We start from the raw sequence: 14,716 nt of genomic DNA, 5'->3' as shown, positions 1-14,716 counted from the left end.
GGCGCAGTTGCGACTTGACCCCGTTTTCCCTTCTGCTACGCTAGATCGAGGACCACGGCGTGGCGGTGGAGCGTTGCGACTTGACCCCGTTTTCCCTTCTGCTACGCTTCATACGGAAATAGCCTGCTGAAATAGCAGGCTATTTCTCTGTGGAAGGTTGGGAAAAACGGCCGTGGCGCGATTAAAAAAGGGTGTACTGATCTCGTTTCTTCTTCGAAGCGCGCCGACTCGAGACAAAGGTGATGATCCTTTCGTATTGCTTGTCGGTTATCGTCACGATATCCACCTTGCCTCCTTCAGGCAGAAACCCCTTGATTTGCTTTACGTGGCGTTCCGCGACTTCCTTGCCTGGGCACCAACGCATATAGATTGAGAACTGACAGCGCTCGAACCCTTGGTTTTGCAAGCGCTTGCGAAATGCGTTCGCTTCTTTCCGTTCCTTTTTGGTAAGGACCGGCAGGTCGAACATAACGATCATCCACAAGATGCGGTACCTGCTCAGGATGGCCATGGCGGTGGAGGGGTATCTCCGAGCGGGATCAATGCAGACGGCAGCAGGAGTTGCCTTCGCTCCCCCATGAGGACGTCGGCCAGGGAAGAAGCCAGGGCTGCAAGGCAGCTTGAAACGGTCCCGGTCTTTTTGCGCAGGGGCATGTCGACGTTAGGCAGGGCGCTCAGCAAGCACTTGGCTTTCTTGTCCACAGACTCGATTTCACTCCGCTGAAGGCGCAACGCCAGCATATCCACGACGGGCCGAAAAGGTTCCATGAGATCATCAACGAGGGGCATGGAATTGCGGGCATTGCAGTGATGCAAGCCGAAGGCAGGGTGCAGGCCCGCGAGCATGACAGCCCGGGCAGTGGCAGCACGGAGGACGGTATAGCCGTAGTTGAGTTGGGCATTGATGCCTGGAGCGTCACGGTCCCGTCTGAAGTCCGGACCGAAGCAGGTCTTGAAATACAGTCGGGCGGCTTCGGCTTCGACGTTGTCGGGATCGCCTGATTTAACGGATTTGGCAAGGGCGCGCAGGTGCCCGCCCTTTGCCTCATGCAGTTCAGCGTTGCTGGCCTGGAGCAGGATTTTTACCTGGACGAGGGATTGCCAGAGACGTTTGCGCAATGGCAGTCCGGCCTCGGCCTGGGCCTTAATGCGCTGGCCGCTCAGATGGTGGCTGCTGAGCGGCCAGAGTACGGAGAGCGGCTGCATGTTGCTGCCGCAGAGCACGACCGGGACGGCGCGTTCGGCAAGCGCCGCCAGGAGATCGTTGGAATACGTTACTCCGTGGCCCGAGACGAGCACGCAGGCCAAATCATCCAAGGGGATTCTGCCGAGTGCCTCGTTGCCCGAGCGGACGGTAATGAAACCACGTTCCTTAGCCAAGTGGCGGTTAGAGCCGGCGATCTCCAGGGTCTGCATGGCGCATGATCCTCATGTAGGTCACTTTTCCTGTCGGACTGACGTACAAAGGTTTGGCCTGGCATTTACGAAGCGATTCTGGACTTGTTATGCATATGTATTTAAATTCATTTGATTTGCTGCGCTTTGATAGATTTGCTTCAAAATGCTCGGCGACCACTATTTTTTGGGCGGATTGTTTTACAATGTGAGCAATGATCCTTTTTGAATTGTTGTTTATTTCAATCATATCGCCGTTGAATAACTTTGTAATAAGTGGATCTGTTTCGGATGTGTTTGCTGTTTCTTGGTTATTTGCCTCGAAAGTTGATATGATTGTGCCATGCCATGACCCATCTTTGTGGAGGTAGATCGGATAGTATGCATTTGAGTCAGTCTTGAATCCTTTGTATGCAGTTCCTTCTGCATTATGAATAGGAGTTAGTCTGATTGTTTCGACAAGTCGAAGACGTCGAATTCCATTTTTTTTGAAAAATTGATGCACTTTTTCCTTGAACTGTTTTTCGGACAGATCGCCTAAGGCTTTGACAAGCTGTGCTTCTGCTTTGCTTTCAGCCATCCCTTCGCATTCCTGGGCCAGGGACAGACATTGTGCGAGCGGCATGCCGTTGCAGGCTGCGATGAGACGGGCCCTGAGGCCGCGCCCTTTTATCTTGAGGAGATCTCTCGGTTTTGAAAGAGTCTCCGCCGACACTCGGTGCTGTGCGTTGTTTCGAGCCTTCGGGGTGAGGTTTAAGATGCCGTATGCCGTATCGTTGTGCAAACGTCCCCCCAGGCCGTGGTCGGGGCGATGGGAAACAATGATCCGGTCATGAGCGGCAAGGGCTTCATCCCGGAAACCAGGCCATGGCTGTTCGAGATCGGCCAGGAAACGATCCAGGCCATTGGCAACCTCTCGCGCGTTGTGGTCGGCCACCTTCTTGAGCAGGCTGCGGTCGCAGACCCCGATCAAGACCGCATCAAGGGCGTGGTGGCGGTGATCGTTGCGATTTTTTTTCGGGAACCCCCAAGCATGGGCCAGAAGACGCGTCAGACGTCCGGGAGTCACCCATATTCTCCGTTTGTCGCAGATGCAGGCCAGATATTCGCCGGCAATGCGGCCGATGTACTGGGTATCAACCAACTGTCTGTCCAGAAAGTCTGCTTCACGCTCCAGCCGCTCCATGGCGTCGGGAGCGAATCTCCAGCACTTGTTCTCCGACAACCGGGCCGCGCGCTCCATAACACCTTCCCAGGAGTAGCCGTCCCGGGAGTCGCCGAAGGCCTCGGCAGGAGTACGGTTGAGTTTGTAACGGTTGGCCCGTCGCAGGCAAACGGTCTTGTTGGTCGGGCTGTCGTCGAGGCTGCGGCTGAAGGGGAGAATGTGGTCGATCTCCACTTCGTCGGACAACAGCATGGCCAGTCCGATTACATCCCCCGTGTACGGGCAACGCCGGACCGTCTCGTCGCGGCCCAGGTCTTCCCATAGCCTGAGACGCAGCAAGGCATCGGCCGTGACCTTGACTCCGCATTCCACAAGCCGGGTGCGACGTCTGTCGTTGGCGTCTTTTCCCTCCTTCTGGCGCTTGCGGATCTCCTGCATGGCGGCCGGACCGTTTTTAAGGTCTCGGGCCACTTCCACGATTATCTGGGCAGGCTTGCCATGGTCCTTTATCAACTCGTTGACGACCTTGCGCAACTGGTTGAGGGCGATATGAACGGTTGGGTTGGAGATCCGCCCAAGGCGCACCTCTTGCGGGTCAGTGTGCTTGCCGGAGCCGGGCTTGATGCTTCGAGGCAGGGCGATGCCGTAATAGGGCAGCCGTTCAAACACTTCGCCGGTGGAAAGGTCAGAGTGCGACTTGAACCCCGCGCGGACAACCGCTTCGCTGTAGGGGATCACGTCCCTTTCAAGCTGTTCGCATAAAGCGGCCAGGGTTTCCCGGCAAAAACGGGCGTAGCCGCTTGGCAGCGAGGCCTGGGCCACTGCGGCTGCCTTGGCTGGGTCGATGCTACAGCCTGAAACGAGTTCGGCGACGAGTTCTTCCTCATCTTCCGCTTTGATGAGCCGCTCCACCACATCCTCTCGAATCTCACGAGAAAAACTGGCCCAGGCCTTGCCGAATAGTTTTTTCCCGGAAAGGATTTTGGCCGATACGTCACCCTTGATGCCGTCCTTGGTGCCTGTATCCAGGTTGAAGGTGACGCTGGGAGGGAGTCCAAGCTTGACCCGGATTGCGTCGAAACTCAGATCCTTGCCGGTTTCGAGGATGACCAGCAGGGTGTTGCGTTCATCCAGGGTCAGGAGTCGTTCGGCCAGGTTGCCCGTGTCGAGAACGCGCAGATGGTTGAGGTCCTGAAGAATACGAAACCGCTGGGCGGTTGGAAGGGCTAGAGGCGCTCTGGGGTGCAAAGGCATCAAGGTGCAGAGCCCCGGATCTACTGGTTTAAGGGGGCGCTGATAGAAAATGATGTCACGCAGCCCTCCTTTCCCTTCTACACCTGCATCAAGTTGCGGGTGATAGGGGCGCTGCGCGGCGATAATGGCGTCAAATTCGGCTTCTGCCAGAGACCGTTGGGGGTAGAGGGCGTAGTCCACTCCGGCCCCCTTCTTGATGGGGCGAAAGCGGATTGGCCGGCCGGCCTGGCGGCAGTTGTGCAGATACTCCCCGAGCGTTCTTGTTCCGGACTCCTGAAGGGTTGCCGTCAATCTGGCAATGGCGGCCTTTATCTTTCCTGATTCCTGATCCTTATCCGTCTTCCGATTGCTTTTGAATCCGCGCCGCTGGTTGAGGTGGAAGAGGGCGCGCCCAAGTTCAAAGGGTTCAAGCCGGGCATCCAGCGCTTTGGTGCGCAACAGATATGGATCGAGCGCTGCAAGCTGCTTTCGCTGGCGCTCGTCAGGGGGCATGAGTCCACTGCCGATTAGCGCCTTGAGCAGTTCCTTGCGTCGCTTGAGAAAACGATCGCGCCGCCTCCGTGCCTGCCGAGCCAACCGCCTGTCCTCAGCAAGCGACTTGCCGCTTTTGGCGTCTCGGCCATCAGAAAAAATGCGAACCCCCATATTGATGACTTCTCCCGGATTGCCTTCGGGGAGCAGTTTGAGCATGCACCAACCGATAGAATTTGTGCCGAGATCCAGGGAGAGGCGATACGGGATATGTTCGCTGGACACTTGACTTGCTCCTGTTTGTTTGGCATTTTCCCCATACCCTTTGTAGCAGAAGGGAAAACGGGGTCTTCAGTAGGTCGTTAACAAGCTGAAGAGCACCAGCAAGGCGGACTTCGGTCCGCCTTTTTTTATTTGTAGGGCCAATACGTTTTTTTCGGCGACGGCTGTGACTTGGTGAGACTTGGGTTTTGTAGGCAGCGAGGGAAACTGCCCGTTTAGAGAATCTCTTTGGTGCGTTGGGTGGTTCGATTTATAGTCTAGAAAGTTAATGTTTCTGCCCAGTGGTCCTCGGAGACGATTTTAATGGACTCGCCCTTTGCCTTCCAATTGAGCGCCGATTCAATCTTGCGCCCATAGGACGTATGGGCCCAGTCCGGACTGGCCAGGGTACCGACAACAACGAAATCGGTGTCCTTAAGCACATTCGGTCGGACCCAACCTCCGAGATCGTGAATAGCGTCTGTGCATTCTCGGCGGCTGCCATAAGCAAATCGGCCGGTCAGGACAAAGACCTTTTCCTCAAATAAGATTTGGGGCCGGGGCTGGTCGAAGGGGAGCGCCGTTGATGCCTGGACACCACTTGCCCCGCTGATGTGCCCCGAGACCTTGGAGAGCAGTTCGAGGAGTTCCACCCGTTCGTTCTTGTCGAGATGGCCGTCTCGCAGAAATTCGTAGGCCCGGGCATAGATGACATTCCCCGGCCACTGGGTTGCCACGCTGCTATTGGTCTCAAGCCACTCAAGCAAATATCGCGTTTCCGCCTCATTGACATCACCGTCCGCAATCAGACCCCGACAGATACCAATCAGTTCGTCAGCGCCGCGATCCTGGAGTCGTTTGGCATTGAATGCGCGATTCATGGGCTGGCCGTGGGCGTCAAGGGCGTTGGAGGAGGTCATTGTCCGCTCCTATTGAATCGGTGGCTTAGATGTCTGACCCGAAATCAGATCCGGGCTCATGGATGTGATGATATCCAGGATCGGCTGGAGGCTCGGCAGTGGCATAGGTGGCGCTTTTGGGCTGACGCGTCTTGCCCATGGCGATGGCTTCGATGCCGTCGAGGATTCTTTCAGGGGGAGCGCCCAGCTCCTGCATCGTGCGCTTGTAGGTGAGCATCTCGCGTTGGGCCGGGGTCAGCTTTTCGTTGAGTTCCTCGGCTGGGAGGTTTGGGCTTGGTGCGCTGTCGCTGCCGAGCATTTCGCCGTTCCCGGTGAGCAGCCAGATGGGATTGACCCCGAGTTTTCCGACAATGTCGTTTAATACAGACCAGTTAGGTTCGCTCTTGCCTGTCGTGTAATTGGAGATGGTTTGTCGGGCGAGGCCCAACAATTTTGCGAATTCGGAGTCCTTCATTCCGTGGGCTGCAATCAGCTTCCGGATAAGGGTGCTGCAAATATTTTTGACGTCTTCTGTCATTTTGATTGACAAAAATCCTATAAATAGCCTAATCGCCAAATTCATGGACATTGTCACCGTAATTGGCACAACGTCCTAGCCCTAGATCAAGCCGCGCGAGCACCCATTAACGCCTTGCGTGACGAAAAATGAGGGTAATTGATATGGTTACCGCTGCCATTAGTCGCAACAATTCCCCCACCCGTCAAGACCGCTTGCGGTCCTGGCTGGCCCTGCATCGCAAGACGGTTCGCAGCGTTGCCCAGGATACGGGTATCTGCCGGACCGTCGTCCACGCGATTTTCGCCGACCACCGCGCCCCCCAGGGGCACATTGAGCGCCTGATTGCCTACGGCATCCCGTCCGAACTACTGCCCGAGCCTCGTGCCCCCATGAAGCCCGGACCCAAGCCTCGGGCGGCCTCCCAGGCCGCATAGGGCCTCTGATATTTGCAGGCTATCGCGTCAGCACACTCTCTGCCACGCAAAATCAACCGGAGTAATCGCATGGCCCGCCACGAATATCCGCAACTCACACCGATCCTGCATCGTCTCGTGATGCGCGCCCCTTCGGGCATCGGCGCCATGACCATCGCCGACATGCTGGGCTGGCGCTACGCCACCATGATGTCGGAGCTGTCCGGCCAGCCCGGGCACAAGTGCGGCGCGGATCGGCTTTTGCCGATCATGGATGCGACCGGCTCGGATGCGCCCATGCATTTCCTGGCCCGTGAACTGGGCGGGGTCTACATCCAGTTGCCGCCCGTGGTGGGGACGGCCGATCCGGTGCAGCGCCAGTGCATGATCGCGGTCAAGGAATTTGGCGAGCTGATTGCCGCCTGCGGCGAGGGCCTTGCCAGCGGCAGCCTGGAGGCTGACGAGCGGTCGCGGATCATGCGCGAGGGGCATGAGGCCGTGACCGCCATCATGGCCCTGCTGCAGCTGGTGGGGGCGTAGCCATGGACGCTGACGCCGAAACCGTCCGCGTGGCCAAAATTGAGCACGATCTGCGCATGGCCGGCCTGGACGCCGACCGCTATGCCGCCAGCGCATTCGAGCTGCTCGAGTGCCGGCTGCCGAGCACGCTGGTCCTTAAGGACGATTATCTCCTGGGGGTGCTGCTGCACCGGCTGGTGTGCCTGATCGGCAGCCTGGAGCAGGGCTGGCGGCTGGCCCGGGAACTGAAGGCAATGGGAGGTGTGCTGTGAGTGAGGCGATCATTACTATTGAGCCCGTGGCCAACGGGGTGCTGTTCGAGGCCGGCGGCCGGCGTATGGTCTATGAACTCGGGCAGGGCCGACGCTCACAGGCAGTGCGCGAGTTGCTGGCGGCAGTAGCCGGGGAGCTGGGGCAAGGCCTGGACGTGCGTATCGACATCCGTGACCCGCGCGGCGAGGAGGCCCCGATCCCGGCGCTGCCGGTCAAGCGGTCGCTTACTCCTGATGATGTGGAGGCGGAGTACGGTATTCCGGCGCGCACCCTTGAGGATTGGCGTTCAGCGGCCAAGGGGCCGGCCTATGTCAAACCGGGCAAGCGGGTGTTGTATCTGCGCGAGGATGTCGAGGCGTTTTTGCGGGCCAACGTGATCGTGACCACAGGGCGGAGCTAGTCGTCATGGTCAGGGTCCAACAGCGCCTGATCAATGATGGTCAGTTTTCGACGGCCGCCGCCCGGGATCAGGTGGGCATAGCGAAGCGTCATTTCGATGCGCTTGTGGCGCATCATCTCCATCAGCTCCTGCAGGGTGACCTGACCGGATTGGGCCAGCCAGCTGGCAAAGGTGTGGCGCAGGGTGTGGAACCGGACACGACGGCGCTTGTCCGTGACGCCGTCGTTGAGCTTCAGCTCATTGACCACGCGGTCGAAGGTGTAGCTGATGCCCCAGGTGATGGGGCCGCCGGCGTCATCCTGGAACACGGTTTCGTGGGGCTGGCGTTGGTAGCCGGCCAGGATCTGCATGAGATCGGCCGGGGCTGGCACGGACTGGGCATCACCGCCCTTGGCCCGGATGTGGATGACATGGCCGTCCAGGTCGAGATCCTGGGTGTGGATGCCAAATATTTCGGTGGCGCGCAGGCCGGTCCGCAGCGAGAGCGCGGCCATGTCGTGGACCTGCTGGGAGCGCGGCCGCAGCGCCGCAAGCAGCGCCCGCGCCTCGTGCCGGGTCAGGTAGCGGGTGGCCTGGTTGTCGGCCCGAGGCAGCTTAAACGAGCTGTGCCGCTTGATGGCGAACGGGTTGTCGCCTTTCCAGGCCTCGATCTCCAGGGTGTGGTTGACCGACCGACGCAGCAGGCTGAAGCAGTGGCGCACCGTCTGTGGGGCCATGGTGGTGCGCAGGGCGGCCTTGATGTCCCAGAGCATTTGCAGATTGACGCTGTCCAGGGGAACCGCGTCCAGCCGCGCCTTGAGGTGCTTGTCGTACCGGGCCTGCTCCGGGGCCACGTGTTTGCCCTCGCCCACGGCCCAGCCGAGGTAGCGGGCGACCGCGTCGCCAACGGTGTAGGTTGCGGGCGGCGTTGTTTCCTGGACGGGAACGGCGGCCGAACTGGGGGCAGCGCTGGTCATGAGCTGCTTGCGGATCTCGTCGGCGTAGGCGGGCCGGATGCCGTCGGAGTGCCAGCCGACCGTGTGCCAGTGCGCCTTGCCGGCGGCGTCCTTGTGCCACACGACATAGCACCGGTCAGCCCCGTAGGAGCACTTTCGGGTGGGGCTTTCGCGGTAGTAGACGCCCCGAAAGCGGGTCTTGATGTACTTGCCGGCCATGCGTCGGGGATAACCCGTGCTGAGAGTTTCGGGGATAAAACTTATCCGAAACTTATCCGCCAACGAAAAAAGGGCTACGGCGTTAACCGTAACCCTTTGAATTCGCTTGGTGGGCAATGTAGGATTCGAACCTACGGCCTTTGGCTCCGGAGGCCAACGCTCTATCCAACTGAGCTAATTGCCCGAAGAAAGCTGCTCTTACGCCCAGGCATTGTCGCTGTCAACAATAACTTGCGCCGGCAGTGGAATTTACCCGGACAATCGCCCTGGGCGTCAGCCGGCCCGCACCGCTTCCAGCGTAATGTCTTCGGTGCGGGAGATACGCCCCAGGGCCGTGCAGACCTGATTGCGACCCAGATGCTTGGCCTGGTACAAAGCCTTGTCCGCCTTTTCCAGCAGATCCTTGCGCTTGGTCAGCGCCCCGGGCTGTATGGTGGCCACACCGATGGACACGGTAATGGCAAAGGTCTCGCCGTCATGGATGAACTGGGCCTCGGCTATAAGGCTGCGCAGGCGTTCGGCCAGGATGCGGGAGTGCTCCTCAATGGTCTGGGGCAGGATGACCACGAATTCCTCGCCGCCGTAGCGGGCCGTGAAATCCGTGCTGCGCAGGGTGTCGGACAGGATGCGTCCAACCTCGCGCAGCACATGGTCGCCGACCAGATGGCCGTAGCGGTCGTTTATGCCCTTGAAATGGTCGATATCAATCATGAGCAGGCTCATGGGGTGGTGGTAGCGTTGATGGCGGCGCAGTTCGTCGATGAGCCGTTCGTCAAAGGCCCGACGGTTGTGGATGCGGGTCAGGCCGTCGTGGTCGGCCCGGATCTTGACCTGGCTGAACAGGGCGGCATTTTTGAGGGCCAGGGCCAGGTGGTTGATGGAGGCGTAAAGCGCCTGGACCTGATCCTTGCCCAGCGGCCGTCCCTTGGCCCGGTACAGGACGAGCAGGCCGAACATCTGGCCGCCGGCCCGAAGGGGCAGGGTGATGAGATCCTCGGGAGCGCCCGGGATGCCGACCGGGGGCTGGTCCGGCGAGCCGTCCAGAATGCTGGTCTTGTAGCTGTGGATGGGGTTGCCGGCGATTTTTGCCGCCTGACGCAGGAGTTGTTCGGTCCAGTGCTGCTCGGCGGGCTGTTCCATATCCGGCTCGAGGAACAGTTCCGCTTCCAGATTCCCGGTATCGCCGGTCTGCCAGAACGCGCCCATGAGGCCGTGCAGGGGGAGCAGCAGTTGCAGGTCTTCCCGGGCGTTGTCCAGGATGACGGTGGGATCCAGCGATTCGCTGGCCCGGCTCAGGACGCGGTTTAAAAACAGCACCAGATCGGTCTTTCGGGCGAGCAGTTCCCGTTCGAGCATGATCTCGCGGGTCATGCGGAAAATGTCGTCGTACAGGCTCTTGACTTCCTTGGCCCGGAAGATGACGTCGCGCACTTTCTTGTCGGTCAGCGGCTCGGAAATGGCAGAGAGAAATCCGTTGTCCAGCACTTCCTCGAAATCGGCCACCGACTGCGACGCACCAAGAACCAGGACGCGCTGGGGAATCTCCCACTCCTCGATGCCCTTGCGGGTGTCCGGCGGCAGGGCGTCCCAGCCTTCCTTGACCACGAAAATGACAAGGGGCGTGGCCCGGGCGATGTCGCGCTCGGTGGGATGGGAACCGATAGGCCAGTTGCGCAGAACATAGCCTGTGCCCAGGGCCGTGGAAATAGCTGTCCCGGCGTCGTCGGCAAGGCCGATGCCCCATACCTGTTCGGGTCGCAATCCGCGCGTCATGACAAGCCTCCTTGGGTCATGGACAGGAAGAAGATTCCTATCGAAAGCCGCCCATGCAAAAGGGAGGCCATAGCAAATAAATCAAGCCATTTGACAACCGGCCACGGGTGTGGCTCCGTCACCGGATGCACACGCAACGAATTTTTGGCACCCTTGATCCGTTCATCGAATCCAGCGACATCATGGGCCGAAAGGTGGCCAATGCGGCCTTTCTGGATGCCCTGATGCGGGCCGACCCGTTTGACGCCTACCATTTTTTCATGCCGTCCAAGCGTGAACGCACCAGGCAGGAAGCGCTCCTGGCCGGGCGCTATCCCCAGGTGGCCGGGCGGGGCGCGTTCAAAGTTCTGACGCGCCAGGACCTGCCGCAAGCCCTGGCCGACACCGATTACGCCGTTTTTCACCTCTCCGACTGCATAACGGCCCAGGCCCGGCTGGCCGCCGCTCGAAACGCCCTGGCCCGCTCGCTCTTTCCCATTACCGGCACCACCCATTCGCTCAGTAACGCTGTGTTCCAGCGGGATTTTCTGGCCCATCTCTGGCCCGGCACCACCCGGCGCGATGCCATTGTCGCCACTTCCACGGCCGGCCGGGAGGCCGTGGCCGCGATCTTTGCCAGCCTGCGCCGGGGCTACGGCCTTTCGCCCGAGTCCTATCCCGCTCCCGAACTGGCCCACATCCCTTTAGGTGTTGATCCCGGCGATTGGTCGCGCCTGGAAGGGGAGGCCAGGAGCACGGCCAGGGCCGGCTATGGCATTGCTGCCGAGGCCACGGTGCTGCTCGTTTTCGGGCGTATTTCCCACAGCTCCAAGATGGACCTGCTGCCGCTTTTTCGGGCCGTGCAGCGGCTGATTGCCGCCGGCATCGACGTGTCGCGCCTCGCCCTCGTCGTTGCCGGCTGGACCGACAGCGACGACGACAAGGACCAGTTTCTGGTTACCCTGGCCAATCTGGCCGCCAATATCGGGCTGCCCCTGGCCCTGGTCCGGCGTCCGGACGAGGCCGCCAAGCGCCGCCTGTTCGGATTGGCCGACGTGTTCGTGTCCCTGGCCGACAACCCCCAGGAGACGTTCGGCCTGACCCTGCTCGAAGCCATGGCTGCCGCGCTGCCGGTTGTGGCCTCGGATTACGACGGCTACCGCGACATCGTGGAGGAGGGCCGCACGGGCCTGCTGCTGCCCACCCTGGGGCCGCCGGAGACCGGTCTGCGCGACGTGCTGGCCCCCCTTTGCTATGACAACCACACCCATCTGCGCCTGGCCCAGTCCCTGGCCGTCAGCGTCCCGGCCCTGGCCGAGGCCCTGGCCGCCCTGATCCGGGACCCCGGGCTGGGGCGGGCCATGGGGCAGGCCGGGCGGGAACGGGCAGTTGGCGAATTGACCTGGGACGCCTGCATCCGCCGCCATCTCGAGCTGTGGGAGCGCCTTGGCCGCGAGCCGGTGGCCGATCGGGAGCAACTGGCCCGGGTGCGCCACCCCCTGGCCCTGGCCTACGGCGAGGTGTTTGCCGGCTATCCCGGGGCGTGTCTGACCGACGCGGTCTGTCTGGCCTGGACCAGGGCCGGGCAGGCGGTCTATCACCGGCAGGATTTTCCCGTGATCTACCAGGAACTTGACGGGGAGATCCGGCCCGACGTCCTGCGGGTGTTGGTGTTTCTGGCCCGGGGCGGCTGTCCGGGCCTCACTTTGGCCAAACGGTTGGCCGCCGCCGTACCCGGCCTGAACAGCCAGGCCGCAACATGGCATGTGCTGTGGGCGCTCAAACAGGATTTGCTGGAAGTTGAAAAGGAGTCTCTATGACGAGCCGGCAACGCGCCCACGCGTCCGAGGGCCGGGCTGGCGAGGCCTATGCCCCGGCCAAACGCAGCCTCGGGCAGAATTTTCTGGTCGATCCCAATATTGCAGCCAAGATCGTGTCCCGCCTGGGCATCACGGCCACCGACACGGTCATCGAGATCGGGCCGGGCCGGGGGGCGCTGTCCGGCCATATTCTGGCCGCCGGCCCCCGGGCCTATCTGGCCCTGGAAAAAGATCGGGAGCTGGCGGCGCGTCTGCCGCTGGCCCATCCCGGGGCGCATCCGGCCCTGGTCGATGCCTTGCGCCTGGACTGGAGCCGGCTCGACCGGCTACCCGGAGTCAAGCTCATCGGCAATCTTCCCTACAACATTGCCTCGCCGCTGCTCTGGGACATCTGCGCCGGATCGGCGCTGTTTGGGCGGGGCGTCTTTATGGTGCAGCACGAGGTTGCGCTGCGGCTGTGCGCCGCCCCGGGCGGACGGCAGTACGGGGCGCTGACGGCCTGGACGTCGGCCTTCGCCCGGCTGGAATACTGCTTCAAGGTGCCGCCGACCGTCTTTCGGCCCCAGCCCAGGGTGGATTCGGCGGTGGTGGCCATCACGCCGCTGCCGGCCAAAGAGCGCCCGGACGACCCGGCCTCGCTTTCCGCCCTGCTCAAAAAGCTTTTTTCCTTACGCCGAAAACAGTTGGCCGGTATTTTAAAGCCCTTCTGGACAGACGCGCTGGCCCGGTCCTGTGCCGACCTTGGCATTGAGGCCCGGGACCGGCCCGAAGTTTTGTCGCCAAAGCAGTTCTGCGCCCTGGGCAAATTGCTCAAAACGCGCCAGCCCTCTTGACTTTGCGCCTGAAATCGATTTTGGTTTGCCCACTCGTGCGCATCGCGTTCTGCCGGCTGTGGCAGCGCACCAGGGGCAGGAGGGCCGTCCTCGCCGCGGGGAGGCGAGGGGGGGCGTCCCTGTTGACGCTTATGGAGAGATGCGCCGGAGCGGTTCGGGAGCATTGCGCCGCCGCAGGGTCGGGGGCGATTAACAGAGGAGGAGAGGACTGATGACCAAGGCTGATCTGGTAGGAAAAATTGCCGAAAAGACCGGGCTGACCAAAGCCAATGCCGAGCGCGCGCTCAATGCCTTTATCGAGGCCATTGAAGAGACGCTGGTTGGCGAAGGCAAAATCACGCTGACGGGGTTTGGCACCTTTATGGTGGATGAGCGCAAGGCCCGCACCGGCCGCAACCCCCGCACCGGCGCCGAGATCAACATCCCGGCTTCCAAAGTGGTCAAATTTCGGCCGGGCAAGTTGCTTAAGGACGCTATCCAATAACCAATCTCGGGAGAAGTTTCCATGTTACACGGTGAAACCGTCCACAGCCCTCTGCCGCAGGATCTCCCCTGGTGGCAGCCTGACCATTTTGTGTTTTTCAGCGTGCTGTATCTGGTGCTTTTCATCATTGCCTCCGGCATGGGCTATTGCATTTACAAGGCCTACTTGGACACCAAGAACGCCCCGGCCCACGGTCATCACTAAGCCGTTGCCTGATTACGGAAATTTGCCGCCGCCCGGCTCAGGCCGGGCGGTTTTTTTGCAGCTCCCGAGACTGTTGCTTGACACAGAGGCTTGGCTCGGGTAAATGCCTCGTCTTTGCCGCTAGGGAATTTTCCAAAGAGGGGGTGATGTAAATGCCCGGTGTCTATCTTGACGAATCCGACAACTTCGATGTGGCCCTTCGCCGCTTCAAGAAGCAGGTCGAAAAATCCGGGATTCTCTCCGAGCTGAAGAAACGTCAGCACTTTGAGAAACCCAGCGTCATGCGCAAGAAGAAAAAGGCTGCCGCCCGCAAACGGTTGCTGAAGAAAATGCGCAAAATCAACATGATGTAATGAATCTACAAGCCCGTATCGAATCCGATTACCTGGCCGCCATGAAAGCCAGGGATGCCCTCACCCTGGGCGTTTTGCGTATGCTTAAGGCCGCCGCAAAAATGCTTCAGGTTGAGCTTCGCCGTCCTTTGACCGATGACGAGTTTTTTAGCGTCATGGCCAAGCAGGTCAAGCAGCGTCGGGAGTCCATCGATTTGTTCGCCAAGGCGAACCGGGCTGATCTGGTCGAAAAAGAGGAGCGGGAGCTGGGTGTCTTGTCTGCCTACCTCCCCGCTCCCCTGACCGACGACGAGCTTGCCGCCGCCGTCAACGCCGCCGTGGCCGAACTTGCCGCCAGCACCATGAAGGACATGGGAAAGGTTGTGCAGTCGGTTCTGGCCGCTCACAAGGGGCGGGTCGACGGCAAGCGGGTCAGCGACGCTGTGAAGGCGCGCCTCGCTTCCTGACTTCTCCCGCATCCACCCCCATTTTCTTATGGAATCCAGAACCCTTTCGTTGCTGGAGTTTCCGAAGGTTTTGGAACGGCTGGCCCAACTGGCCGCTTCC

General features: G+C 60.6%; 17 protein-coding genes and 1 tRNA gene. 10 read left to right on the top strand and 8 right to left on the bottom strand.

The window, feature by feature from the left end; genetic code table 11:
- Positions 1–181 precede the first annotated feature (181 nt).
- The 5 genes from cas2 to DVDV_RS19045 form a co-directional block, all read right to left on the bottom strand.
- Complete coding sequence (cas2, locus tag DVDV_RS19065; protein WP_217694148.1) at positions 182–469, bottom strand: CRISPR-associated endonuclease Cas2; 288 nt, start codon at positions 467–469, stop codon at positions 182–184.
- Between the two features lie 29 nt (positions 470–498).
- Entirely contained in the window at positions 499–1,416 is a 918-nt protein-coding gene (gene cas1 / locus DVDV_RS19060) for a type II CRISPR-associated endonuclease Cas1 (protein WP_075356180.1), read from the bottom strand.
- The gene (gene cas9, locus DVDV_RS19055; protein WP_075356179.1) at positions 1,388–4,570 is read right to left on the bottom strand and encodes a type II CRISPR RNA-guided endonuclease Cas9; all 3,183 of its coding nucleotides are present in this window, start codon (positions 4,568–4,570) and stop codon (positions 1,388–1,390) included. Before cas9 ends, cas1 begins: the two co-directional genes overlap by 29 nt.
- 254 nt (positions 4,571–4,824) lie before the next feature.
- Positions 4,825–5,466 (bottom strand): BRCT domain-containing protein, encoded by a 642-nt coding sequence (locus tag DVDV_RS19050; RefSeq protein WP_075356178.1) that lies wholly within the window; start codon positions 5,464–5,466, stop codon positions 4,825–4,827.
- Positions 5,467–5,491: 25 nt separating this feature from the next.
- A complete protein-coding gene (locus DVDV_RS19045; RefSeq protein WP_254845452.1) occupies positions 5,492–6,028 on the bottom strand; it encodes a helix-turn-helix domain-containing protein in 537 nt (178 codons plus the stop codon).
- Between the two features lie 98 nt (positions 6,029–6,126).
- Between DVDV_RS19045 and DVDV_RS19040 the strand changes: the two genes are divergently transcribed.
- The 4 genes from DVDV_RS19040 (at position 6,127) to DVDV_RS21900 (ending at position 7,570) form a co-directional block, all read left to right on the top strand.
- Positions 6,127–6,399 carry a hypothetical protein gene (locus tag DVDV_RS19040; protein ID WP_075356176.1) on the top strand — a complete coding sequence of 91 codons (273 nt, stop codon included), beginning with the start codon at positions 6,127–6,129 and terminating at the stop codon, positions 6,397–6,399.
- 69 nt (positions 6,400–6,468) lie between these two features.
- Positions 6,469–6,918 (top strand): phage regulatory CII family protein, encoded by a 450-nt coding sequence (locus tag DVDV_RS19035; protein WP_075356175.1) that lies wholly within the window; start codon positions 6,469–6,471, stop codon positions 6,916–6,918.
- Positions 6,919–6,920: 2 nt separating this feature from the next.
- Positions 6,921–7,169 (top strand): hypothetical protein, encoded by a 249-nt coding sequence (locus tag DVDV_RS19030; protein ID WP_075356174.1) that lies wholly within the window; start codon positions 6,921–6,923, stop codon positions 7,167–7,169.
- Complete coding sequence (locus DVDV_RS21900) at positions 7,166–7,570, top strand: helix-turn-helix domain-containing protein (protein ID WP_083634835.1); 405 nt, start codon at positions 7,166–7,168, stop codon at positions 7,568–7,570. Before DVDV_RS19030 ends, DVDV_RS21900 begins: the two co-directional genes overlap by 4 nt.
- Here DVDV_RS21900 and DVDV_RS19020 read toward each other — a convergent pair.
- The 3 genes from DVDV_RS19020 to DVDV_RS19010 all read right to left on the bottom strand — a co-directional run bounded on the left by DVDV_RS19020 (position 7,567) and on the right by DVDV_RS19010 (position 10,497).
- A complete protein-coding gene (locus tag DVDV_RS19020; RefSeq protein WP_075356173.1) occupies positions 7,567–8,724 on the bottom strand; it encodes a site-specific integrase in 1,158 nt (385 codons plus the stop codon). The genes DVDV_RS21900 and DVDV_RS19020 overlap by 4 nt on opposite strands.
- Before the next feature lie 107 nt (positions 8,725–8,831).
- Positions 8,832–8,908, bottom strand: a tRNA-Arg gene (locus tag DVDV_RS19015).
- Positions 8,909–8,997: 89 nt separating this feature from the next.
- A complete protein-coding gene (locus tag DVDV_RS19010) occupies positions 8,998–10,497 on the bottom strand; it encodes a GGDEF domain-containing protein (protein WP_075356172.1) in 1,500 nt (499 codons plus the stop codon).
- 125 nt (positions 10,498–10,622) lie between these two features.
- Between DVDV_RS19010 and DVDV_RS19005 the strand changes: the two genes are divergently transcribed.
- The 6 genes from DVDV_RS19005 to DVDV_RS18980 all read left to right on the top strand — a co-directional run bounded on the left by DVDV_RS19005 (position 10,623) and on the right by DVDV_RS18980 (position 14,616).
- Complete coding sequence (locus tag DVDV_RS19005; RefSeq protein ID WP_075356171.1) at positions 10,623–12,296, top strand: glycosyltransferase family 4 protein; 1,674 nt, start codon at positions 10,623–10,625, stop codon at positions 12,294–12,296.
- A complete protein-coding gene (rsmA, locus tag DVDV_RS19000; protein WP_075356170.1) occupies positions 12,293–13,129 on the top strand; it encodes a 16S rRNA (adenine(1518)-N(6)/adenine(1519)-N(6))-dimethyltransferase RsmA in 837 nt (278 codons plus the stop codon). The genes DVDV_RS19005 and rsmA overlap by 4 nt, the downstream gene beginning before the upstream one ends.
- A gap of 211 nt (positions 13,130–13,340) precedes the next feature.
- Positions 13,341–13,613: an HU family DNA-binding protein gene (locus tag DVDV_RS18995; RefSeq protein WP_006918963.1), complete on the top strand. Its 273-nt coding sequence runs from the start codon at positions 13,341–13,343 to the stop codon at positions 13,611–13,613.
- Positions 13,614–13,634: 21 nt separating this feature from the next.
- Positions 13,635–13,817, top strand: a complete 183-nt coding sequence (locus DVDV_RS18990) for a hypothetical protein (RefSeq protein ID WP_024826802.1) — start codon at positions 13,635–13,637, stop codon at positions 13,815–13,817.
- 152 nt (positions 13,818–13,969) lie between these two features.
- The gene (gene rpsU, locus DVDV_RS18985; protein WP_005990045.1) at positions 13,970–14,170 is read left to right on the top strand and encodes a 30S ribosomal protein S21; all 201 of its coding nucleotides are present in this window, start codon (positions 13,970–13,972) and stop codon (positions 14,168–14,170) included.
- Complete coding sequence (locus DVDV_RS18980; RefSeq protein ID WP_075356169.1) at positions 14,170–14,616, top strand: GatB/YqeY domain-containing protein; 447 nt, start codon at positions 14,170–14,172, stop codon at positions 14,614–14,616. The genes rpsU and DVDV_RS18980 overlap by 1 nt, the downstream gene beginning before the upstream one ends.
- Positions 14,617–14,716: the final 100 nt, after the last annotated feature.

This window comes from Desulfovibrio sp. DV (genome assembly GCF_001936595.1).
Classification (GTDB): Bacteria; Desulfobacterota; Desulfovibrionia; order Desulfovibrionales; family Desulfovibrionaceae; genus Solidesulfovibrio.
The sequence above is the reverse complement of the archived record's forward strand: the minus strand, read 5'-3'. Positions and strand labels throughout refer to the sequence as shown.

What these genes read in the sequence shown, in the direction of transcription:
- cas2 (WP_217694148.1), bottom strand. Translation starts at nt 469, where the DNA reads ATGTTCGACCTGCCGGTCCTTACCAAAAAGGAACGGAAAGAAGCGAAC.
- cas1 (WP_075356180.1), bottom strand. Translation starts at nt 1,416, where the DNA reads ATGCAGACCCTGGAGATCGCCGGCTCTAACCGCCACTTGGCTAAGGAA.
- DVDV_RS19050 (WP_075356178.1), bottom strand. Translation starts at nt 5,466, where the DNA reads ATGACCTCCTCCAACGCCCTTGACGCCCACGGCCAGCCCATGAATCGC.
- DVDV_RS19045 (WP_254845452.1), bottom strand. Translation starts at nt 6,028, where the DNA reads ATGAATTTGGCGATTAGGCTATTTATAGGATTTTTGTCAATCAAAATG.
- DVDV_RS19040 (WP_075356176.1), top strand. Translation starts at nt 6,127, where the DNA reads ATGGTTACCGCTGCCATTAGTCGCAACAATTCCCCCACCCGTCAAGAC.
- DVDV_RS19035 (WP_075356175.1), top strand. Translation starts at nt 6,469, where the DNA reads ATGGCCCGCCACGAATATCCGCAACTCACACCGATCCTGCATCGTCTC.
- DVDV_RS19030 (WP_075356174.1), top strand. Translation starts at nt 6,921, where the DNA reads ATGGACGCTGACGCCGAAACCGTCCGCGTGGCCAAAATTGAGCACGAT.
- DVDV_RS19020 (WP_075356173.1), bottom strand. Translation starts at nt 8,724, where the DNA reads ATGGCCGGCAAGTACATCAAGACCCGCTTTCGGGGCGTCTACTACCGC.
- DVDV_RS19010 (WP_075356172.1), bottom strand. Translation starts at nt 10,497, where the DNA reads ATGACGCGCGGATTGCGACCCGAACAGGTATGGGGCATCGGCCTTGCC.
- DVDV_RS19005 (WP_075356171.1), top strand. Translation starts at nt 10,623, where the DNA reads ATGCACACGCAACGAATTTTTGGCACCCTTGATCCGTTCATCGAATCC.
- rsmA (WP_075356170.1), top strand. Translation starts at nt 12,293, where the DNA reads ATGACGAGCCGGCAACGCGCCCACGCGTCCGAGGGCCGGGCTGGCGAG.
- DVDV_RS18995 (WP_006918963.1), top strand. Translation starts at nt 13,341, where the DNA reads ATGACCAAGGCTGATCTGGTAGGAAAAATTGCCGAAAAGACCGGGCTG.
- DVDV_RS18990 (WP_024826802.1), top strand. Translation starts at nt 13,635, where the DNA reads ATGTTACACGGTGAAACCGTCCACAGCCCTCTGCCGCAGGATCTCCCC.
- rpsU (WP_005990045.1), top strand. Translation starts at nt 13,970, where the DNA reads ATGCCCGGTGTCTATCTTGACGAATCCGACAACTTCGATGTGGCCCTT.
- DVDV_RS18980 (WP_075356169.1), top strand. Translation starts at nt 14,170, where the DNA reads ATGAATCTACAAGCCCGTATCGAATCCGATTACCTGGCCGCCATGAAA.